Here is a 22,476-nt window from a genome sequence, read left to right as displayed (position 1 = left end):
TATTAGCATGAAGTCGCTTTTTTCAACTGGTACTGCTGTGATTGATACCCTAGTGCCCATCGCCCTCTTCGCTTTTTCAGCCAGTATTACACCGGGGCCAAACAACCTGATGATCATGTCTTCAGGTCTCAATCATGGCATCAATAGCTCAACACCTCACCTGCTGGGGATCTGGCTGGGGTTTCCCGCCATGGTGGTTGCTATTGGCTTGGGTTTGGGGACCGTTTTCAACCATTTCCCTTTATTGCATGAAATTATCCGCTGGGCAGGCATTGCCTATATGCTGTATCTGGCATGGGTCATTGGATCGACACGGGAAATGGGTTCTGGCAGTTCAAGCCAGCCCCTGAGCTTTACCCAAGCTGTAGCTTTTCAGTGGGTCAATCCCAAGGGCTGGATTATGGCCACCGGAGCAATGGCAGCTTTTACCAGCCCCGGTAAAGAAATATGGTTGGGTGTCGCGAAGGTTGCACTGGCTTTTATCGCTATTGGCGGGCCCTGTGTTGCCATTTGGCTATTCTTTGGCGTTGGGCTAAAACGGTTTCTCGCAGAACCCCGCTACCTGCGAGGTTTCAATATTGCTATGGGGTTGCTACTTGCGGCAAGTATTATCCCCCTGGCACTGGAGGGCCTCACCCAGCTTGGGCTAACTACCTGATAAGCCAGCTTCACACTATAGAGGCTCGGGAACTCTCAAGTCCCCGAGCCACTCAGGACTAAGGCGCGATATACAGGGTTTGAGTTCAGTTAAGAAAAAGCTATCGAGCTGCAGCCTGGAAGCGACTTACTGCGCGAAGCTCGGCTGAGTCCTGCAGCCAGACAATATCCTCGGCGTCGACATGCTGCCCAGTTATCCCCGATAGTTGATCACTGAGCACCTCGAGTTGAGTATTCTCATCGATACCTTCCATCGGGATTCGGAGCCAGGCCTGTCCCTCTTCATCAGTAACCTGCTCTGGCGCACCTTGGTCAGAGCTGCTTACATGGCGATCAAACACGGAGCTGTGTCCTGGCGGCAGGTAAATGGTGCCATTGGTAATATCAACAGCGAAAGCCACTATGCCCGGCAGCAGGCCAAATAGCAGCCCCGCACCATCCAGGATCACTACTGCTGGATCCACTCGGCCACCCGCCTGCCCTTTTCGCTCTGGGTACAGGAAGTAGCCACAAGCACTCAAATTCATCACCGTTACAAACATTGCGGATGCCGCAATACTACGTTTAATCACTCTATTCATGGTGTCACCTCTTACGAAAGCTCCCCTGTGCGGGGCTATTTTCTGTTCCCTCTCAACCCACAAAGGCAGTGGGGTACCCGATCTACTTGTTATCTGTACAAAATCGCGCCAGATAGTCTTCAGACCAAAAGATCAACAAATTTACGCCGATCAAAACATTCGTACAACATCAATCAAGCTCAATTGCCTAAACTTTAACCAGCACTTGCTACGGGATGTTATGGAGATTTACTAATTTCTGACAGTGTGGAGTGACGCACTTGTGATCTGACCGGGCAGTAAGCAGTCGCCTGGGGTCTGACACCGGAAATTTCAGGGAGCAGTAGTCGTAGCAGGTGCCGCCAGGGATTGGCTAAAGCACGGTATCTTCATCGATACCGTGCTTTTCTATTTGCCTCGTACCAGGGACTCCAAGTTCAATCGCACACAAAAGTGGCGAAATCACCTGCTTTCCCCCCTGAAAAATTCCCTCTCCCACTGTATCCTGCGCCCAAGAACAAGAGTGGAGCTCTCTAAATGTATATCAGCAGCGCCTTTGACAGTGGCAATATCCAAGTTATCAATACGGACAGCAACCCCATTGAGCTGGCCATCCGTCAGGACAACAATTCTGACTTCTATCAGTGGTTTCACTTTCGCCTGGAGGGTGACATTGGCACCAGCTACCCTTTGCGCATCGTCAACGCCGGCAAATCCGCCTACCCCGAAGGCTGGGAAAACTATCGCATATGTGCATCTTACGATCGCCAGAACTGGTTCAGAATCGGCGCCAACTACGATGGCAACACCCTGGACTTCACAGTTACCCTGGATGAGCCCAGTATTTATCTCGCTTATTTCGCCCCCTATTCCTGGGAGCGCCATCTCGACCTGCTCGCTTGGGCACAAGGCCACGATCTGGTCAAAATGCAAACTCTCGGCAAAACCCTAGATGATCGCGATATGACCATGCTTACCGTCGGCAACGCGGACACCGCCAAGCACCGAGTATGGATGATTGCCCGCCAGCATCCTGGGGAGACCATGGCTGAGTGGTTTGTTGAAGGTTTCCTCGAAGCCTTGCTCGACGGTGCCAACCCGGCGGCGCAAAGTTTGCTGGCAGATACCGTGTTTTACGTCGTACCCAATATGAATCCCGACGGTAGCGTTCGTGGGCATTTGCGCACCAATGCAGCGGGTGCCAACCTAAACCGTGAATGGCTCGACCCCACCATGGAACGAAGCCCGGAAGTATTTCTGGTAAGGGAAAAAATGCTGGAACTGGGCGGGGATATATTCCTGGATATTCACGGTGACGAAGCCCTTCCTTACAATTTCGTTGCTGCCTGTGAAGGTATCCCGGGCTATGACGAGCGTCATGCCAAGCTGGAGGAAACATTTAAGCAGGCTTATAAAGCCATAAGCCCCGACTTCCAGACCGAGCATGGCTATGAATTGGATAAGCCAGGTGAAGCAAACCTAACTATCGGCACTGCCTGGGCGGGTCACCAGTTCCGAACCCTGGCCCTAACCCTGGAAATGCCATTCAAAGACAATGATAATCTACCCGACTTAATAGAAGGTTGGTCTCCAGCACGCAGCCAACAACTTGCTCGCGACATTCTTTTCCCAATTCGCGAAGTATTAAAAACACTAAAGTGAGTTTTATCAACAAGGCTAGTATACCCGGCCTAGATGATCAAAATTAGCGGGAGCCGGACTGTCCTAATCGACAGTCCGGTTTTCTACTACTGCTTCTGGTTGTGAATCATTTTCACACCAGCTATAAAATCCCCCAAAAGCTAAGTTTCACTAAATATTTCCTAGATTTTCTTGTGCGCTTCACAAGACTATCTCAGCGTCAGACCCAGTTCGCCTTTATGCACTTCGAAATCTATCGTTTAACTGGCTTTTTTCTCAAAAACTATAAAACAAACCCAATCAGTTCAATCATTGAAATCGAAACTATCTAAACCTTCACCAGACAACCAAAAAATAGCTGTTCGCCACTTCCACCTTGAGGGAAAATAACAACAATATACACCTAGGTAACATTGAGTATCTTCACAAAGCCGTTAACTCCCAGCCGCCCCTCATTAGCCATCATGCAGCTTGGCATCAACATTGATATATACACAACCCCTCTGAATATCAAGCGACATCATACTGACAACATCGCACTCCAAATCAGGAAAAAAGCATGTAAAACAAGCAAGAAAAAAACCAAATATATAATTTCCGTATAAATCCTCTTTTTTCAGCTTATAAACTTATGCAATAAATGAACTCAATTTACCTATCGATATTTGAGAATGGAAAACCACTACTGTCAACCCAGTAATTATTAAATCATGACACTTATAAAAAATAATGAACATTCGATAGCCGACGGGATAGACAAAAAAGCATTACTCATAGTAAAAATCGCAAAACAATAAAAAATACACCCGCTACCGAACCCGAAAATAAATAAAAATCAAAATATGTTCACTAGCACCTATCGCAAGGAAGGTGCGCCCACCCACCTCGGAGAAAAATAATGAAATACACTATCAAAGATATAACCCTCCTTTTAACATTCGCATTATTCCTTATCTCCCCTCCTATCTGGGCCGACAGCGTTTCAGACTTCCAAAACAGCTGGGCAGGCACCGCCCTGGATCTACAGCGTCAAATAGATAATCACACTCCTATGAGTGAAAATAATATTTTAGGAACACACAACTCTTACAATTCAGAAGTGTACCGCGCCTGTAACTTCTCGGTGGGATGCCGCTATCTGGATCCTCAACAGGAATACTCCATAAAAGACCAGCTCCGTATGGGAGCTCGGTTTATAGAGTTGGATGTCCATTGGACAACAAAAATGGAGAGCCTTTTCTCCTACCCGAAAAGACTACTTCTGTGCCATGGCCTCTGCAGTATTAATGATAAATACGCCACTGAAGGGTTTAACGAAATCAAGGACTGGCTAAATGATACTGCCAACCAGGACGAAGTCATTATTTTATATATCGAGGATCATTCTGATGGGCGCCATCAAGATCTTTACGATCAAATAACAGGTAGATTTGGCGACAAGATTTTCTACAGCGGCGGCTGCCAGAGCATCCCCAATACCCTTACCAAAAATGATGTTCTTGCTGCCGGCAAGCAAGTCATCGTTTGGAAAGATAGTGGCTGCTCAGGCAACAGCGACATGAAAAATATGGCATTCACCGGGCTTGGGAATATTGGTCGCGTTTGGGAGGACAGCACCACTATTGGCACCATCGGCGAAATTTTTAGTGGCGGCATTGAGCGAATCACAGCCGATGATGTGCGCAATGGCTTTGCTATAGGGCATAACATCATTAACCTCGACAATATGAACACCACCGATGGTCGCATCGCCGCTGCGATTTGGTCCTGGGACCAGAACGAGCCCAACAACCTAAACAACGAAGATTGCGCCATGCAGTGGAGCAATGGACGTTGGAATGATGCCAATTGCAGCAACCAATACAGCTTCGCCTGCAAAAATACGGCTGATAGCAGCTGGCTGGTTAGCGCCTCCACAGGCCCGTTCTCCCATGGCACTGGGGTATGCCAGACATTTGGCGAAGACTATTTATTTTCTGCCCCCACCAATAGCCAGGATAATCAAGCCCTCAAAGCCGCCAAGGAAGCCACAGGCTATGACAGGGTATGGATTAATTATCAAGACATGGTGACAGAGGGTCAGTGGCAACACAATTAAGCTGCAGGATCATAATGAGCATTTAGTTAATTGGACAGGGGGGCTGAAAAACAGCCTCCCTATTCGTCTAACTAATTACTCACCCTCATCGAACAAAGAACCTTGTCATCTCCTGCAAATTTAAATGTCAAGGTGAGAATACAGTTTAAAAGCTGGTCACACTCTTTCCTCAATCGATTGCTGATATGTCGTTAGTTAAGGCAAGATCAGGCATAATCTGCCTCCTAACAAGACTGTCAGGATAAAATTATGCGAATCCCTACCACCTGGCGCCGCCTCGGCTTAGCTATAGCTATTGGCAGTGTTATCAGCGGTTGTAGCAAGGGCAACGAAGAAGTCAGCTCACAGGCCCACTCTCATAAGGAACATATCGAACACGGCACTGAAAATCTCAACCTCGGAGCTGCAGAGAAGGCGCAGATCGACGTCGTCGCTGCCGACCTGCACAAGCATATCGCCGTATTGGCCTCCGATGAATTTGAAGGCCGTGCCCCTGCCAGTAAGGGCGAAGAGTTGACGGTCAACTATTTGGCAGATCAATTTGAAGCAATCGGTCTAAACCCTGGTGCGGTAGACTCCGAGGGCAACCCCAGCTGGTTTCAGGAAGTTCCCATCGTTGAAATGGATATTCAATCCACTCCCCTGATCATCCAAGGAGAAGGTGTGGGCCAGGTATTGAAGCCCATTGATGACATGGTTGCGTTTACCCAGCGCCAAACCAGCACATCCAACCTTAAAAATAGTGAACTGGTTTTTGTAGGCTACGGCATTGTAGCCCCGGAAAACAACTGGAACGACTACGCAGGCCTGGATATGGAAGGCAAAACCGCAGTCATTCTGGTGAATGACCCCGGCTATGCCACCCAGGATGAGGCTCTATTTAACGGTAACGCCATGACCTATTACGGTCGCTGGAGCTATAAGTTTGAAGAAGCCGCCCGTCAAGGTGCCGCTGGAGCCATTATCATTCATGAAAATGGCGCAGCCGGTTATCCCTGGGAAGTAGTGAGTGGTTCCTGGTCTGGCGCCCAGGTAAGCCTTGAAGCTGAAGACAAGAATATTGACCGTGTGGCAATAGAGGCCTGGATCACCAACCAGGCAGCCAAAGATCTGTTCCAGGCAGCGGGTCTCGACCTGACCGAAGAGATGGCGGTGGCAAAAACCCAGGGCTTTACCCCTAAATCCCTGGAGCTGAATGCCAGTATTGAACTCACTAACAGTCTTGAAAAGTCCAGCTCCCGCAATGTTATTGCGAAGCTGCCCGGCAAGAAATATGCGGATGAAGCAATTGTTTATACTGCACACTGGGACCACCTGGGCATAAATAAAAACTCTGCCGGGGAAGATCACATCTTTAACGGCGCGGTGGACAATGCTACAGGCACTGCCGGACTGCTGGCCCTAGCAGCCCAGGCCATAAAAGAAGAAAAAGCTGATCGCTCTCTGGTATTTATTGCGGTAACCGCAGAGGAATCCGGTCTGCTTGGCTCCAAATACTATGCAGCCAACCCCGTTGAGCCTCTGGAGAAAACCGTTGCCGGCTTTAACTTCGACGCCATGAATGTCTTGGGCCCAACCAAAGATATCACTGTCGTAGGCTTCGGCAGCAGCGAACTGGAACAACTATTAGAGGCAGCGGCAAAAGAACAGGGCCGCTATCTGGCCCCTGAAGAGCACCCGGAGCGTGGATACTTCTACCGCTCAGATCATTTCAGCCTGGCAAAAGAAGGCGTACCAATGCTATATTTTGATTCTGGCAGCGAAAATCATGAACATGGTCGCGAGTGGGCCCAGACCAAGGACAAGGAATATCTCAGCCAGCACTATCATAAGCCCGGCGATGAATACGACCCCAACTGGAACCTGAAAGGCGCTGCTATGAATTTGCAGCTGGGCCTGCAACTGGGACTGAAGTTGGCTAATAGCCGCGACTGGCCGAACTGGTATGAAGGCAATGAGTTCCGCGCTATTCGCGATGCCAGTGCTGAGAGCAGAAAATAAACCAGGCATTAAAAGCTGGTAATTAAACGGTGGCAAAATTTCGATGCCACCGCCTTTCCGATTTAACCTGCACAAAAAAACTCTGGAATAACCCGCATATATTCCCAGAATAAAAAAAGCCCCACTGTCTCCAGTGGGGCTTTTTTACAATCTAACCATTCAGGTTAGGCGCTAACCGCCTCGAGCTTCTTCAGCTCCTCATCACGCAATTCACGACGAAGAATTTTGCCGACATTGGTTTTGGGCAGGTCCTCACGGAATTCCACATGCTTCGGCACTTTATATGCAGTCATATTCTCACGGCAGTAGGCAATGACCTCATCTTCAGTTAAAGATGAGTCTGCTTTCACCAAGAACAATTTAACCTGCTCACCACTCTTCTCATCCGGGATACCAATTGCAGCTGCTTCAGTAACCTTCGGATGCGCGCTGATCACATCTTCAATTTCATTAGGGTATACGTTGAAGCCGGATACAATGATCATGTCCTTCTTGCGATCGACAATTTTGATGTAACCGTCATCCTGAATAACCGCCATATCGCCGGTATTCAACCAACCTTCACTATCAATAGTATCCGCAGTCGCTTCAGGGCGCTGCCAGTAACCTTTCATCACCTGGGGGCCGCGCACACACAGTTCGCCAGGGGAGTTGTTTGGCAGGTCATTGCCATTCTCGTCGACAACCTTGACCTCGGTACCCGGAACAGGAAGGCCCACAGTGCCCAACTGAACACCATCAGTAGGGTTAAATGAAACAACCGGAGAGGTTTCAGTCATACCGTAACCCTCCATGATCATACAACCTGTCATCTCCTCCCAACGCTTGGCAGTATCGCGAGTCAACGCCATGCCACCAGAAGCTGTTGAGTGCAATTTGCTAAAGTCCAACTCAGCAAAATCCTTGTTGCGCATCAGACCATTAAACAGGGTGTTAAGCCCTACAAATCCAGTAAAGCGCAGGCCTTTCAACATTTTCACAAAACCCGGAATATCCCGCGGGTTGGGCACTAGCAACGAGTGGTTGCCGGTGGAGAAAAGGCACATGCAATGGATGGTAAATGCATAGATATGGTAGAGCGGTAAAGGCGCAATATAGAATTCCTCGCCCTCCTTCATACCGGTAGCGAATGCAATGCGAACCTGCTCCATATTGGCAACCAGGTTGCCATTAGTGAGCATTGCTCCTTTGGCAACACCCGTAGTACCGCCAGTATACTGCAGAACTGCGATATCTTCTTTGGCACGCTCAACATCTTCATGCGGGCGCTCCGCACCTTTTGCCATAGCATCACGAAAGCTCACCTGGTTGGCAAAAGAAAATTCAGGCACCATTTTCTTCACGTACTTGGCAACACTGTTGATCAAGGTTCGCTTAAGGGGGCTGTGCAGATCCGCTATTTCAGTAACAATAACTTGTTTTACATCAGTTTCAGGGACCACGGCAGAAGCGGTATCGGCAATATTTGCCAGAACAACTAACGCCTTAGCTCCTGAATCATTCAACTGATGCTTAAGCTCGCGTTGTGTATACAGCGGATTGGTATTTACTACAACCAGACCTGCGCGCAGAGCACCAAAAACAACCACTGGGTACTGCAGTACGTTCGGCAGCTGGACAGCAATGCGATCACCGGGCTTCAGGTCGGTATGATTTTGTAAATAAGAGGCGAACTTTCCACTTAACGTATCAATATCATTGATTGAAAGTGTGCGCCCCAGGCATGTGAAAGCCGGTCGGTCACCGTATTTGGCGCAAGCGCCTTTAAAGACATCAAGTATGCTGCGATCAATGTCCAACTCTCTTCTCCCATTCCTGATTGTTGTCGTCGCTTGCCCACATCTTCCGTCTCCATAGGCGAAAGCTGCCATATCTCTGAGCGAGCGAGAATTTATTTATTGTTTGTAGTATCTTTGAGACGGTGAAAAAGAAGGGTTAAAAACCTTTCCTTACCGATCTCCCTCTTCGCTATTCGCAGGGAATAAACCTGCCAATGCTGCGGCCAATTCACGGTTTCCAGAGTATTGAACGTCCCCCAAAAGGAAAGCGTGACGTCCACTTAATTGACCGTCTAATATAGCACTGAGAGTGCTATTTTCCATTTCCAATGTTAGTTCTGGATTATCAGTCTGACCAAATTCGGAAATCACTTTGTAATCTTTAGACGCGTCGGTGACATAAACATAAAAGTCACAGGCATCTGGCAGCCGGAACTGTACCCGAGCCAGCGGGTACGAACAAGCCAGATGATACAGGCGCTCTTGAACCGAATCCGGCAATTGCATCGGAAATTCTCCGTTTTAAGCCGCTTTAGTACTCACAAAAAAACCGCCGGCATTTGCCGGCGGTTTTCATTTTAGAGCGGGATTAGAATGCAAAATGCTCGGCATCCAATTCCATCAAGTTGCCTGCTCCACTCAACATTGAAGTTGCGTGGCTGGAAGTGCGAGGAAGGATACGCTCAAAGAAGAAGCGCGCGGTGATAATTTTTGCCTTGTAGAAATCTTCTTCACCGGTGCCCGCTGCCAGTTTTTCATTGGCAACTTTAGCCGCCTGTGCCCACAAGAAAGCCAGCACGGTGTAACCGGAGAACATCAGGTAATCTACGGAAGCGGCACCCACTTCGTCAGGGTTTTCCATAGCCTTGCCACCAACATGCAAGGTCAGGTCGCCCCATTGCTTGTTCAACTCTTGCAATTTAGCAACAAAAGGAGCCAGTGCTTCGTTATCAATTTCCGCCTGGCAGAATTTGTGAACCTGCTTGGTGAAACCGCGCAGCAATTCACCCTGGGTCATCAGAACCTTACGACCCAGCAGGTCCAGAGCCTGAATACCAGTGGTGCCTTCATAGATAGTGGAGATACGCGCATCACGTACATTCTGCTCCATGCCCCACTCGGCAATATAACCGTGGCCACCAAAACACTGCATACCCAGGTTGGCAGATTCGAAACCAGCTTCAGTCAAAAACGCTTTTGCAATCGGTGTCAGGAAAGCCAGCATGTCGTCAGCGGCTTTCTTCGCTTCAGCATCACCCTTGTGGGTAATATCAACCAGCTGCGCACACTTAACCACCAGCATACGACCACCTTCAGAGAAGGCTTTCTGGGTCATCAACATGCGGCGCACGTCAGGGTGAACAATGATCGGGTCAGCGGGGCCTTCCGGGTTTTTCACGCCGGACAGGGAGCGCATTTGCAGACGGTCTTTTGCGTAGGCCAGGGACTTCTGGAAACCGATCTCAGAGTGAGCCAGACCTTGCAGAGCAGTACCCAGACGCGCCGTGTTCATAAAGGTGAACATGTAGTTCAGACCTTTATTCTTCTCGCCGATAAGGAAGCCTTTGGCCCCATCAAAGTTCAGCACCGCAGTGGCGTTGCCGTGGATACCCATTTTGTGCTCCAGGGAGCCACATACTACACCGTTGCGCTCACCAGCAGAGCCGTCAGCATTCGGCAGGAACTTGGGTACGATAAACAGGGAGATACCTTTGGTACCGGCAGGCGCATCCGGCAGGCGGGCAAGAACGATATGAACGATGTTGTCGGTCATGTCGTGCTCACCAGCGGAGATAAAGATCTTGGTGCCGGTAATTGCGTAGGAGCCATCGTCATTTGGCTCGGCCTTAGTACGCAGAATACCCAGATCGGTACCGCAGTGAGGCTCGGTCAGACACATGGTGCCAGTCCAGCTACCTTCAACCAGCTTGGTCAGGTAAACCTGTTTCTGCTCTTCGGTGCCGTGCTCTTCAAGGGTGTTCATAGCGCCGTGGGACAGACCGGGATACATACCCCAGGACCAGTTGGCGGTACCTACCATCTCGCTCATGATAGTGCCAAGTGAGGGCGGCAGGCCCTGGCCACCGTACTCGGGATCGTGAGGCAGCGCTGCCCAGCCGCCTTCTACAAACTGCTGGTAAGCCTCTTTAAAGCCTTCAGGAGTAGTGACTTCACCGTCTTTCCAGGTACAACCTTGCTGGTCGCCGATTTGGTTAAGCGGTGCAATCACGTTTTCGCAAAACTTTGCGCCCTCTTCCAGGATGGCATCCACGACATCAGGAGTAGCCTCCTCATATCCAAGTGACTCATAATGCTTTTCTGAGTCCAGCATTTCGCGCATTACGAAACGCAAATCACGCAGTGGCATTTTGATATCGGTCATCCTGATAACCTCAATTCGCTTATGTTTGGGACTGGTGGCAATACCAACCAGTCATATTTATGACTAATTTCTACGATTGGTTCATCATAGTAGTAAGCGAGCGGCCCCCTCTATGGCCAAACCCGTCCAAAGCGGTGACAAATCGAGGCGTATAGGTGGGAAAAGGTGGCTATGCCGGTCAAATGTCCAGGCCAGCTGCGGCGCGACCACCCCGGCGGTATTCGCCTGGCGTGATACCTGTCCATTTTTTGAACGCACGAAAGAAAGCACTGGATTCATCAAACCCGAGCATTTCGGCGATCTGGCCGTTGGAGAGGTCCGGGCAACTCAGGTAGTGGAAGGCGGCTTCCATTCGGCATTCGTCTTTCAGTTTTTGATACGAGGTACCTTCCTGCTGCAAGCGGCGGCGCAAAGTGGTTACCGACATATTGAGCCTATCCGCCACCGCCTCTGCCGCAGGCATGGACTCACTCACATCCCGGTTTAGGATGGTTTTAACTTTGGTCTTGATGCTATTGGCACTGCCGTCACTGATTACCAGGTGGTAGGGAGCGGTGCGAATAAAGTCCTCTACCATCTGCGGGCTTTGCACCACAGGATATTCCAGATAGCGGGTATCGTATTCGAGCGCATTAACCGGCTGCTCAAACAACAGCTCATTAGCCTCACTCTGCGCGAGACTTCGAAATTCTTCCGGGCAGGAAAATGAGAAATGCAGTCTGGCCAGCGGAATCTCCCGCCCTGCCAACCAGCAATAGAACCTGTGCCAAACTGCCAGGGTCGTGCGCACCACACTGGGGCTTGTGGCATTCAGCAACTGATCAAACTCGCCTTTGTCCAATGAGCTGATACCACGAATTTCAACACGTTCGCGCCCATGGCCGCCCTCTTCAAGTACCGGCTTTACCTTGAAGCCGCGGCAGATTTCCATAAATTCCGCGCAAAGGGTAATCGCTTGCCTGAGAGTTGCACAGTTGACCACCGCCAGGCACAGCAGGCGAAAAGACCCGGATCGAACCCGTCCGCCACTCAACATGCCAAACCATTCATTTTGTGCCAGCCACATCACGCGCTGATACAAGCGGCCATACTTCACTGCAGAAAATGCTGACACGCCCTGCAATTCCGACTCATCGATATCGACAGAAGCTAAAAGCTCCTTGCGATCACATCCGTGCTTGGTCGCCTCCTCCAGCAAACGCTCAAGGTAGGCAATGGGGATGCGAATGTCTTCTTCCGTTGACGCCATCTACTATTTACGCCTGCGCAACCAGTTCAACAAAGCCCCACACCCGAACGCCAAAACGATGATGACAAGCAACACCACCAATAGAAGAATGAAATAGGTAACAACATCCTTAACAGGCAGGTCCCAGCTATAGACTGCCGCCACTACAAAGGCGACACAGGCGAGGACACTGGTAATAAAGGAGCGGCGACTTCTTTTTGCCATGACGACCTGGATACATTGATTTTCAAAACAGGTGAGACCGCCACATTTAGTGGCGCTACCATTGTATTGTCGGCAACCCAGTACCGACGCGGCGTCGAATCGTGAGGGATTGGCAGGTTCCTGTCAACGCCGCTGGAGGCACCAATGAGCAGAAGAATGCTGGAACCAGAGGATCGAGCCACGCTGCTAAGGCTGTTGCACTGGCTGATGTGCCTGACCGCTATTATATCGATAATTATGCTGGGTATCGCCTTCTTCGCCTAAAGTTACCCAAATTCAATTGTTATCCCTCCCCCTAACTAACCAAACCACCCTTGGCCAGGTGAGCGGGATCCAACAACTCCTCAAGGGTCTCTCTATCCAGGTCCGTCATTTCGACGGCAACATCCAGCACCGGCCGGCAACTGGCATAGGCGGCCTTGGCAATCTCAGCCGCCTTCAAATAGCCAATAACAGGGTTGAGCGAAGTCACTAAAATGGGATTGCGCCCCAAAGTCCCTTCAATATGTGCCCTATTAACCGCAAAGCTGGCAACCGCTCGATCGGCCAGCAGGGTCGATGCATTGGCGAGCAGGTTAATACTTTCCAGCAGGGTGCTACCCACCAAAGGCAACATCACGTTCAATTGAAAATTGCCGCTCTGGCCCGCTACGGTCATGGTGGTGTCATTACCCATCACCCGGGCACAAACCATAGTAACCGATTCGGCAATTACCGGATTCACCTTGCCCGGCATAATGCTGCTTCCCGGCTGCAAGGCTTCCAGGGCAATTTCGGAGAGACCAGCAAGGGGCCCACTGTTCATCCAGCGCAAATCATTGGCAATTTTCATCAGGGAAACTGCCAGTACCTTGAGCTGTCCGGACAATTCTACTGCGGTATCCTGGCTGGATATTGCGGTAAAAAAATTCTCTGCCGGGCGAAATTGTTGAGACGTATGCGCGCTGATTTTTTGCGCAAACAGTTCGGCAAAATCCGGGGGGGCATTGAGCCCGGTGCCAATCGCCGTACCGCCTTGAGCCAGCTGGGCAAGCCGCGACATTACCGAGCGAATCCTCTCCCGGCACGCCTCTATTTGAGCAGCCCAGCCACCCAGCTCTTGTGCCATTGTCATCGGCACAGCATCCATCAAATGCGTGCGGCCGGTTTTTATTATACTCTCGAGTTCCGTGGACTTATCGCACAAGCCAGTATGTAAATGGCGCAATGCTGGCAGCAGAGAATCGCGCACAGCGAGTAGTGCTGAGACATGAATTGCGGTAGGAATCACATCGTTACTGCTCTGACTCATATTCACGTGATCATTGGGGCTGATGGTCTGATCACTGTGCTTTTCAGCGAGGTGGGCGAGCACCTCGTTGACGTTCATATTTGAACTGGTTCCAGATCCTGTCTGGTATATATCGACGGGGAAATGAGTGGCAAAATCCTCATCGCCGAGGTTGTCGCAGGCATTGATGATTGCTGCTGCCAACGCCTTGTCCAGCAACCCCAGGTCGCGATTGGCCTCTGCGGCAGATTTCTTAATCAACACGATTGCGCGGATAAAATCCGTCGGCAGGCCGTGACCACTGACTGGAAAATTCTCCACAGCGCGCTGGGTTTGAGCCCCATACATCGCCTCTGAAGGCACCTGAACCTCGCCCAGGCTGTCCTTTTCTGTGCGGAAATTGCCACCCATCTCAGTTTCCCCTGGTGTATTTGGTACACCGATAGAAGATTATTTTGCCGTTGAGATCTTACTCAACTTCAACAGTGATTTTCTTGGACATCACAGGATTTTTATGCGGCACATGCATATAGTTTCCTAGTACCAGTTGTAGCGTATGCTTGCCCGGTGGCAAGGTAACTTGGGTTTCAGTCTGGCCGCCGCCAAAATGGATAATGTTCTTGCTCGCCGGTAACGGCTTGCTCATATCCGGCATTTCGTCCACATCAATCAACAGGTGGTGGTGGCCAGTGTTGTCCTGATTAACACCCGCTGGTGCCACACCCATGCCAGACAATCCAAACTTCACAGTAAAAGTCTGAGGCACCTTCTCGCCATCCTTTGGCGAAATAATGTAGACCTTGGCATTTTCAGGAGCCTTGCTGCTCATGTCCGTTTTACTTTCATGTTGATCAGCATGCAGCAATGGCGAAAGCATCAGAGCGCTGGCAAACAGCAGAGAACTGGTTTTAATCATGTGTATTCCTTCCTGATAGGGCGCCCAGATTGCGCCAATTCTTATAATCTGGCTTTACAGCTTATCGGCCACGGCACCTTGGTACCGTTCGGCCAAGACACTTTAACAGACCAAAGTTTCAGTTCCAGAGACTATCAAGGAATATAGTTGCGAAGAAAAAAAGAGAGGTGGGATTTGTGACAGGGCTGTCTATTTGGACCTGCCTTCCAGCTATCGGGCAGAAGGCCCGGGACAACCGGGCCCTAAAAATCAGATACTCACTCGCCCCTCTTGGGTCCACTCGCAGCGAACCTGCATATCGCCACTGCCCGGCTCGTGGTAGAGACCGGCGGACTCCCAACTGAAAGAGTGAACCCCCGAGAGCTCGGTTTCCAAATGCACAGTTGCCGAAACCCAGTACATGCTCTTCAACAGCTCTTCAAACTTCTGTATCCACAAATCCCACTCATACTCTACCGCACGGTAGGAAGCGCCAAAGTGGATAACATCGGTTTGGTACTGGGATTGCTTCACCTTAATGGTGGGAATAGCAAACATATCCCGGCACAGGAATGGCCATTCATCAGCACTGGGCAGAGCGAGCACAGCATTGCGGTTCACCCTGCGCCGATCGCTACCGCCGGAGAGGCTGTTGCTGTCTTTGATACAACCGTAAACGATGGATTCCTGATCGCCCTGAAGCATTAATTCCATTCCTTACCACAGTGCCACCGGACATCAGGTACCCAGGGCAAAACAGATCTGAGACACCAACTTTAACGGCGAAGCGACCAGAAAGCCACAAAACAAAACACGAACCCGCAAAGTGCTCAAAAGTTCGGCTATTTAGTTACTAATGGTGCCCCACCTAAAATACCAGGACTAAATTTCAAAGCCCCTTTCGCGCAGCATATCCAGAAGCGCCTCTTCATCCATAACTGTGATACCCAGCTCCTGCGCTTTGGTTAATTTAGAGCCTGCTCCGGGTCCGGCAACCAGGGTGCCGGTCTTGGCAGAAACACTTCCCGCCACCTTTGCACCCAGCCGCTGCAAGTAGTCTTTCGCTTCGCTGCGAGACAGGGTTTCCAACTTGCCAGTTAGCACCCAGGTTTGCCCCGCCAGGGGCTGATCCTGCTCGTCACTCTCTTCCGCCTGCCAATGCACACCCGCCTGCTGCAGCGCCTCTACCTCTTCTTGGGCATGAGGTTGCTGAAAAAACTCAGCAACAAAATGAGCGACCACTGGACCCACATCTTCAACTTCCTGCAAAGCCTCGACATCTGCCGACATTAACGGATTCAATTCGCCAAAGTGCCGCGCCAAATTGCGCGCTGTAGCCTCACCCACTTCTCGGATACCCAGGGCATAAAGGAATTTTGGCAGCGTGGTCTCTTTACTGCGCTCCAATGCATCGAGGAGATTCTGGGCAGACTTTTGCCCCATTCGCTCAAGCCCCGCCACCTGCTCCAGCGTCAGGTGGTAGAGCCCGGACACGGAGTGTAAAAGGCCTTCATCTACCAGTTGCTCTACCAGCTTGTCTCCCAACCCATCGATATCCATCGCCTTGCGCGAGGCAAAGTGCTTAATCGCCTGTTTGCGCTGGGCACTGCAAATCAGGCCACCGCTACAACGGACCACCGCCTCACCGGGCGTAGATTCCACCGGCGAGCCGCATACCGGGCAGAGAGAGGGAAATTCAATAGCGTGGCCGCCCGGCTTGCGCTTACTCTCTACAACAGAGACCACTTGAGGAATTACATCCCCGGCGCGGCGAATAATGACGGTATCACCCACCTGCACCCCGAGACGCTCAATCTCATCGCGATTGTGTAGAGTTGCATTGGAAACGGTGACACCACCGACAAACACCGGCTGCAGGCGAGCAACTGGCGTCACTGCGCCGGTACGCCCTACCTGGAATTCAACATCCAGCAGTTCGGTCATTTCCTCCTGGGCAGGAAACTTATAGGCCATAGCCCAGCGCGGCGCGCGGGCGACAAAACCGAGACGGCGCTGCAAGGGAATACTGTTGACCTTAAAAACAATACCGTCGATATCGTAAGCGAGGTCCTCGCGCTTCTCGCCTATTTCACGGTAGTAGTCGATGCAACCCTGGATATCTTTAGCAACGCGCATTTCCCGGTTTGTACGGAAGCCCCAGTGTCCGAGCAGCTGCAAGGTCTCAACGTGCTCCTCCGGCAGCTCACCGCCCTCTACAAGACCTGTGCCATACACACACAATTCCAGCGGTCTCTGCGCTGTTATGCGGGAGTCCAACTGACGCAAACTGCCAGCGGCAGCGTTGCGAGGATTTACAAAAAGCTTCTCACCCGCCTCGGCCGCTTTGCGATTTAATTCGGCAAAACCCGCCTTGGGCATATAGATCTCACCGCGCACCTCCAATACATTCGGGTACTTTTCAACACCGTCCGGCTGGCGCAAGCGCAGTGGAACAGACCCTACAGTACGTACATTCTGGGTAATATCCTCACCCGTCGTGCCGTCCCCTCGCGTTGCAGCTCGCTCAAGGACCCCATTACGGTACAAAAGGCTGATAGCGATACCGTCTAACTTAGGCTCACAGGCATATTCCACCGGCCCTTTACTATTGAGTCGTTCGCACACTCGGCGATCAAACTCCAACAACTCTTCATCGCTAAAGGCGTTATCCAATGACAACATCGCCACTTCATGGCGAACTTCCTGAAAAGAGGAAAGCGGCTCTGCACCTACCCTCTGGGTGGGTGAGTCCGGTGTCAGCAGCTGAGGATATTCACTTTCGAGATCCTGCAACTCGCGCAGGCGCCGGTCGTACTCAATATCCGGCAACTCAGGATCATCAAGCACATAGTATTGGTGATTCGCACGCTGGAGGATTTCATGTAATTCCTGAACACGTTCGCGCACTTGGGGGGAAATAGTTTGATGAGTCATCGGCAATTCGAGTGAATAAAAAGTAGTTAGAAAATTTTTTTCGATTTTACATGCAAATGCGGCCCGAGCTTGCGGCTAATTTCCAAAATGAAAATCAACCGGTATCTCGGGCCGCATTAAAAACAGGCAACAATTATTTAGAGATTGCTAATCAGCTTTGCGCCATAGCTAAAGCTCGGCGACGCTGGTATTCCACAACGCGCTGGCGATAATGTTCCGCCGTTTGTGCTGTAAACACACTGCGGTTTTCATCCTTCAACTCACCGCCCAGCAGTTCCGCAATTTTGTATGAAGTGGAAAGCAGCTGATCAAAGGCCTTAATTGCCTCCCCTTCTACGGGTAGAGTCAAGAACAAGCTAACGCCCGGGGTGGCAAACTCTTCCATCTGTGTCAGATCGAAAACACCAGGTACGACAATATTGGCAAGACTGAAGATAACCGCCCCATCGGCACCGCCATGTTCGTGGTAATGGAAAATATTCATTTCGCCAAAGCGCATACCGCTGGCAACCATTACCCGCAGTAAATCATTGCCCTCGAAGTAATCTCCCTCTGGCGCCATCACGTTAATGACCAGCACTTCACGAGCCGGAGCAGCTTCATCGACATTACCAGAACCTGAAGACTGGGAAGCTCGATCGGTGTGAGAGTCCTCACGTGCAACTTCACGCTCAGAGCTGCGAGCGTCATCCATCGCACTGAGACTTTCAGCCTCATCCAGCGCGGGCTCATAGCGCTGCTCCTCCCCAACTGACTCCATCAGGGTGGGGACTTGCTCTTCCAAATCGAGGATACCCTGCTCTTCCGGACTCCTCTGGGGATTGCTGCCGGCGAGCGGTTTGCGCGAGGAAATAAAGCTCTCCTGCACCTGGCGATTCACATGTAGCGCATCCTCTAGCGGACGGCGCTGAACAACGCGAGCCTGCCCGGGCAATTCGCTGTTTGCGGGCTTGGGCTCCCGCGTCTCTTGGGGTTTGCGGACCAGGGGCTCTTCCTCAGCCTTCTCTGAGACCGGGTCAGCTTCATTTTTTACTTCAGATTGCATGGCCCGCGACAGATTGCGGGAGACCTTAACTGCCGCGCGCTGCCGCATGATCGCCCGGCGTATGCCATCGACCACAACAACCAGCAGAACGACAACCAGGATTGTAACCAGCCAGTTATCCATTTTTTAGCGCCTCTCCCTTTACGCCCTTATGCAGAAGCCAGCTCGGCTGCTTCTTCCACATTCACCGACACCAGTCGGGATACACCCGGCTCGTGCATGGTAACCCCCAGCAACTGATCCGCCATCTCCATTGCGATCTTGTTGTGGGTAATATAGATGAACTGAACGTGTTCTGACATTTCTTTAACCATTCGTGCGTAACGACCAACGTTAGCATCGTCAAGGGGTGCATCCACCTCATCCAGCATACAGAAAGGTGCTGGATTCAGGCGGAAAATCGAGAATACCAAAGCGATCGCCGTCAGCGCTTTTTCTCCACCCGAGAGCAGATGGATTGTGCTGTTGCGCTTGCCCGGTGGCCGGGCCATGATCGCAATACCAGTATCGAGCAGATCTTCACCGGTAAGTTCCAGATAGGCGTTACCACCACCGAAAACTTTCGGGAAGAGTTCCTGCAGGCCCGCATTTACCTGATCAAAAGTTTCCTTGAAGCGGGTTCTCGTTTCCTTGTCGATTTTCTTAATTGCATTTTCCAGGGTCTCCAGCGCTTCCATCAGATCCCCATGCTGGCGATCCAGGTAGTTCTTGCGCTCAGATTCCTGCTTGTATTCATCGATAGCGGCGAGGTTAATCGGCCCGAGACGCGAGATACGCGCAGCTACCAATTCCAAACCTTCCTGTACCTGCTTAATCGTCAGATCGCCAGGTAACTGTTCGAGCAACTGATCAATGTCGTGCTCGCTCTCACGCAGCTGCTCTACCAATCCGTTTCGTTGCACTTCCAGAGTCTGCGCAGCGAGACGCTCCTGCTCAAGCTGGGCGCGCACCCCCTGAAGAGCCGCCTCCACTTTATGGCGCTCCTGTTCCTGCTCACGCAGGCCGGTCTCCACTTCTTCCAGCTTTTTGCGCGCATCGGCGAGTTCCGTTTCCACCTCAATACGCTCGCCGAGTTTTTCTTCCAACTCAGCCTGAAAATCCTGGGAGGGGTCCTGGGTCTCCTCCATTTGCTCCTGCAATTGCTGACGACGACTGCGCAACCTTTCCAGCTGTTCGCTCATCACCTGCAAAGTGCGCTCAAGAGACACCATTTGGGTGCGCACTGACTGCTCGCGCATAGCCAGTTCATGGGCGCGATCCTTGTCCTCCCGCGCGCGCTGGCGCACGGCATCCAAAGCTTCGCGCAATTCCTCCCGGCGTGCCATTAGCGTTTCGCGACGATCGGTATCATCGCTCATCGCTTCAACAGCTTCCTGCAGCATTAGACGAGCTTCTGACAGGGACTCCCCTTCCAGCTCCTGCTGCTCACGCACCTCATCGATTTCCTGCTCAATTCGGATACGGCGCTCATTCATCTGCTCCGCACGCGCCCGTCGGGCGGACAACTGGCTGCGCAGCTCTGCCTCGCGACGCCCGAGCTGGTCGGACTCATTGCGAGCTTGTTCGATGAAGCGCTCGAGATCGACCGTTTGCGTGCGCAGGGACTCACGTCGCTCGGCAATACTCTCTATCTGCTCCTCACACAGGGCCAACTCCTGCCCCAGGGTTTCAAGATCCTGCTTGCGCGCCAGGACCCCCGCCTCTGCATCACTGGCGCGATTCACTCGCAACCAGTTGGGGCCGAGCCAGAGCCCATCGCGAGTCACAATAGACTCATGAGCTTGCAAACTCGCGCGCCTGGACAGCGCCTCAGTCAAATCCTCTGCGGTATAAATTCCCGCCAAGATGCCAGAGAGAGAGGACGGCCCCTGAACCATATCCTGCAGCGAAGGAAGCGCTCCCTTCGCACCGCTATTTACAAAACTGTTATCAATCAGAACCGCTTGACCGCTTTCCAGTGCCGCCAATCCTTCAGCCACGGACTCGAGCTGCTCAACACATACCGCCTGCAACTGGGGACCGAGGATAGTTTCAACTGCGGTTTCCCAGCCGGGCTGGGCTTTAATCTGGTCGGCGAGCCGGGGCTTGTCAGCCAGGGCTTGCTGCTGCAGCCAATTTTCAACTGCCTTGCCCTGCCCTAAAGCAGCTTGCTGCAAGGCTTCCAGAGACGCCTGACGGCCGCGCCCGGTTTGCAACTGCAAGCGCAACTGATCGAGTTCGGTAGCCAGCTCCCGTTCCTGCACACGGAGACTATCCAGAGACTCGCGACGCTCTGCCGCTTCCTCGCGGCGCTCTTCAGCCTGCATTTCCAACTCGGCCATCTGCTCGTTCAGCTGCAGGGTCTCTTCATCGTCGTCGGAGACCTGGAGGCCGGACTGCTCCGCCAATAGTTTGTTGACCCGCTCCAGCAGCCGCTGGCCAGAAGTTTCCAAGTGCTGGATGCGGGATTGTTGCACCTCAGCTTTCTGACGGGAGCCAGAGGCACCCTGGTTAAACTGGTCCCACTCGTTCTGCCAATTGCGCATCTGCTCTTCAGATTCCAGCAGCGCCGCAGCAGATTCCTCCTCTGCTGCCAAGACCATCTCCAGGTCCGGCAGAATAATCTCAAGCTCCTCCTCAAACTGGGCCGCTTTTTCGCGATCCACTTCGAGGTTGGTCTCTGCCTCGCGATATTCTTGTTCGGTTTGCGCCAAATCGGAATGCAGGCGAGTAGAACGCTCACGAGCGTGGGCAATGCTCTGCTCCAAGCGGGCGATATCTCCACCGACGGCGTAGAAGCGCCCTTGGACTTCGTTAAAGCTGTCAGACAGCTCGTGGTACCCCACGCGCTTTTGCTCAATGCCAGTGTCACAGGTGACCTGGCGGGTAACCAGCTCTTCAACGGTGAGTTCAAGCTCACCTATTTGCTGCTGCTTGGCCTTGGACTGGTCATCCAGTTCGCGGTATTTGAGCGCCTGTAAGTTAGCCTTGTGGCTGCGCTCTTCCTCTTTAAATCGGCTGTATTTTTCCGCTGCTGCGGACTGTCGCTCCAGTCGGGACAACTGACGATCCAGCTCATCGCGGATATCCGTGAGGCGCTCAAGGTTTTCAGAAGTCCGTCTCATCCGGTTTTCGGTGTCCCGGCGGCGCTCCTTGTATTTGGAGATACCGGCGGCCTCTTCGATATAGACGCGCAGCTCTTCGGGCTTGGCTTCGATCAACTTGGAGATCATGCCCTGCTCAATAATGGCGTAGCTGCGCGGGCCCAGACCGGTACCTAAGAAGAGATCGGTTACATCGCGGCGGCGGCACTTCTCGCCATTCAGGTAATAGGTGTTCTGTGCCTCCCGGGTTACCTTGCGCTTTACGGAAATCTCCGAGAAAGAGGCATAGGCTCCAGAAAGCTTGCCCTCAGAGTTATCAAATACCAACTCAATCGAGGCCTGCCCCACGGGCTTGCGGCCACTGGAGCCGTTAAAGATAACGTCCGTCATCGAATCGCCGCGCAGGTTCTTTGCGGAAGATTCCCCCATTACCCAGCGCACCGCATCGATGGTGTTGGATTTACCACAGCCATTGGGACCCACCACCGAGTTGAGGTTTGTCGGGAAATAGACGGTGGTAGGGTCAACAAAAGACTTGAAGCCCGCTAGCTTGATGCACTTCAGACGCATGTATTTATAAACTCGATATTTTTCTCTGCCGGGCGGGACACCAAACCTTCGATTTTACTTGGTGTCGCCAGAGCATTCAGCGCTATTCTTCACAGTAATGTTCAGTCG

The 22,476-nt window shown here is 51.8% G+C and carries 16 protein-coding genes; 4 read left to right on the top strand and 12 right to left on the bottom strand.

Features of this window, described 5'->3' with window-relative positions; translation table 11 throughout:
* The first annotated feature begins 7 nt into the window (after positions 1-7).
* Entirely contained in the window at positions 8-658 is a 651-nt protein-coding gene (locus BTJ40_RS08305) for a LysE family translocator (RefSeq protein ID WP_238152166.1), read from the top strand.
* Positions 659-758: 100 nt separating this feature from the next.
* Here the strand turns inward: BTJ40_RS08305 and BTJ40_RS08300 are convergent, their stop codons facing one another.
* Positions 759-1,238: a hypothetical protein gene (locus tag BTJ40_RS08300; protein ID WP_108732638.1), complete on the bottom strand. Its 480-nt coding sequence runs from the start codon at positions 1,236-1,238 to the stop codon at positions 759-761.
* A gap of 516 nt (positions 1,239-1,754) precedes the next feature.
* Here BTJ40_RS08300 and BTJ40_RS08295 point away from each other — a divergent pair.
* The 3 genes from BTJ40_RS08295 (at position 1,755) to BTJ40_RS08285 (ending at position 6,957) form a co-directional block, all read left to right on the top strand.
* Positions 1,755-2,879, top strand: a complete 1,125-nt coding sequence (locus tag BTJ40_RS08295) for a M14-type cytosolic carboxypeptidase (protein ID WP_108732637.1) — start codon at positions 1,755-1,757, stop codon at positions 2,877-2,879.
* Between the two features lie 877 nt (positions 2,880-3,756).
* On the top strand, positions 3,757-4,956 hold the full coding sequence (locus BTJ40_RS08290; RefSeq protein WP_108732636.1) for a phosphatidylinositol-specific phospholipase C domain-containing protein: 1,200 nt from the start codon (positions 3,757-3,759) through the stop codon (positions 4,954-4,956).
* A 249-nt stretch (positions 4,957-5,205) separates the two neighbouring features.
* The gene (locus BTJ40_RS08285; RefSeq protein WP_108732635.1) at positions 5,206-6,957 is read left to right on the top strand and encodes a M28 family metallopeptidase; all 1,752 of its coding nucleotides are present in this window, start codon (positions 5,206-5,208) and stop codon (positions 6,955-6,957) included.
* Positions 6,958-7,121: 164 nt separating this feature from the next.
* Here BTJ40_RS08285 and BTJ40_RS08280 read toward each other — a convergent pair whose 3' ends face one another.
* The 11 genes from BTJ40_RS08280 to smc form a co-directional block, all read right to left on the bottom strand.
* Positions 7,122-8,756: an AMP-binding protein gene (locus BTJ40_RS08280; protein WP_108732634.1), complete on the bottom strand. Its 1,635-nt coding sequence runs from the start codon at positions 8,754-8,756 to the stop codon at positions 7,122-7,124.
* A 150-nt stretch (positions 8,757-8,906) separates the two neighbouring features.
* On the bottom strand, positions 8,907-9,242 hold the full coding sequence (locus tag BTJ40_RS08275; RefSeq protein WP_108732633.1) for an SCP2 sterol-binding domain-containing protein: 336 nt from the start codon (positions 9,240-9,242) through the stop codon (positions 8,907-8,909).
* 82 nt (positions 9,243-9,324) lie between these two features.
* Positions 9,325-11,118: an acyl-CoA dehydrogenase C-terminal domain-containing protein gene (locus tag BTJ40_RS08270; protein WP_108732632.1), complete on the bottom strand. Its 1,794-nt coding sequence runs from the start codon at positions 11,116-11,118 to the stop codon at positions 9,325-9,327.
* A gap of 178 nt (positions 11,119-11,296) precedes the next feature.
* Entirely contained in the window at positions 11,297-12,367 is a 1,071-nt protein-coding gene (locus BTJ40_RS08265; protein WP_108732631.1) for an AraC family transcriptional regulator, read from the bottom strand.
* 3 nt (positions 12,368-12,370) lie between these two features.
* Positions 12,371-12,571 carry a hypothetical protein gene (locus tag BTJ40_RS08260; RefSeq protein ID WP_108732630.1) on the bottom strand — a complete coding sequence of 67 codons (201 nt, stop codon included), beginning with the start codon at positions 12,569-12,571 and terminating at the stop codon, positions 12,371-12,373.
* Positions 12,572-12,866: 295 nt separating this feature from the next.
* Positions 12,867-14,252 (bottom strand): aspartate ammonia-lyase, encoded by a 1,386-nt coding sequence (locus BTJ40_RS08250; protein ID WP_108732628.1) that lies wholly within the window; start codon positions 14,250-14,252, stop codon positions 12,867-12,869.
* Positions 14,253-14,310: 58 nt separating this feature from the next.
* The gene (locus tag BTJ40_RS08245; RefSeq protein WP_108732627.1) at positions 14,311-14,757 is read right to left on the bottom strand and encodes a DUF4399 domain-containing protein; all 447 of its coding nucleotides are present in this window, start codon (positions 14,755-14,757) and stop codon (positions 14,311-14,313) included.
* A 249-nt stretch (positions 14,758-15,006) separates the two neighbouring features.
* Complete coding sequence (locus tag BTJ40_RS08240) at positions 15,007-15,441, bottom strand: hypothetical protein (RefSeq protein WP_108732626.1); 435 nt, start codon at positions 15,439-15,441, stop codon at positions 15,007-15,009.
* 177 nt (positions 15,442-15,618) lie between these two features.
* The gene (ligA, locus tag BTJ40_RS08235; RefSeq protein ID WP_108732625.1) at positions 15,619-17,670 is read right to left on the bottom strand and encodes an NAD-dependent DNA ligase LigA; all 2,052 of its coding nucleotides are present in this window, start codon (positions 17,668-17,670) and stop codon (positions 15,619-15,621) included.
* Positions 17,671-17,821: 151 nt separating this feature from the next.
* Positions 17,822-18,838: a cell division protein ZipA gene (zipA, locus tag BTJ40_RS08230; protein WP_108732624.1), complete on the bottom strand. Its 1,017-nt coding sequence runs from the start codon at positions 18,836-18,838 to the stop codon at positions 17,822-17,824.
* Positions 18,839-18,864: 26 nt separating this feature from the next.
* Positions 18,865-22,368, bottom strand: coding sequence for a chromosome segregation protein SMC (smc, locus tag BTJ40_RS08225; RefSeq protein WP_108732623.1), 3,504 nt, complete (start codon positions 22,366-22,368; stop codon positions 18,865-18,867).
* Positions 22,369-22,476: the final 108 nt, after the last annotated feature.

Source organism: Microbulbifer sp. A4B17, from assembly GCF_003076275.1.
Taxonomy (GTDB): Bacteria; Pseudomonadota; Gammaproteobacteria; order Pseudomonadales; family Cellvibrionaceae; genus Microbulbifer.
The sequence above is the reverse complement of the archived record's forward strand: the minus strand, read 5'-3'. Positions and strand labels throughout refer to the sequence as shown.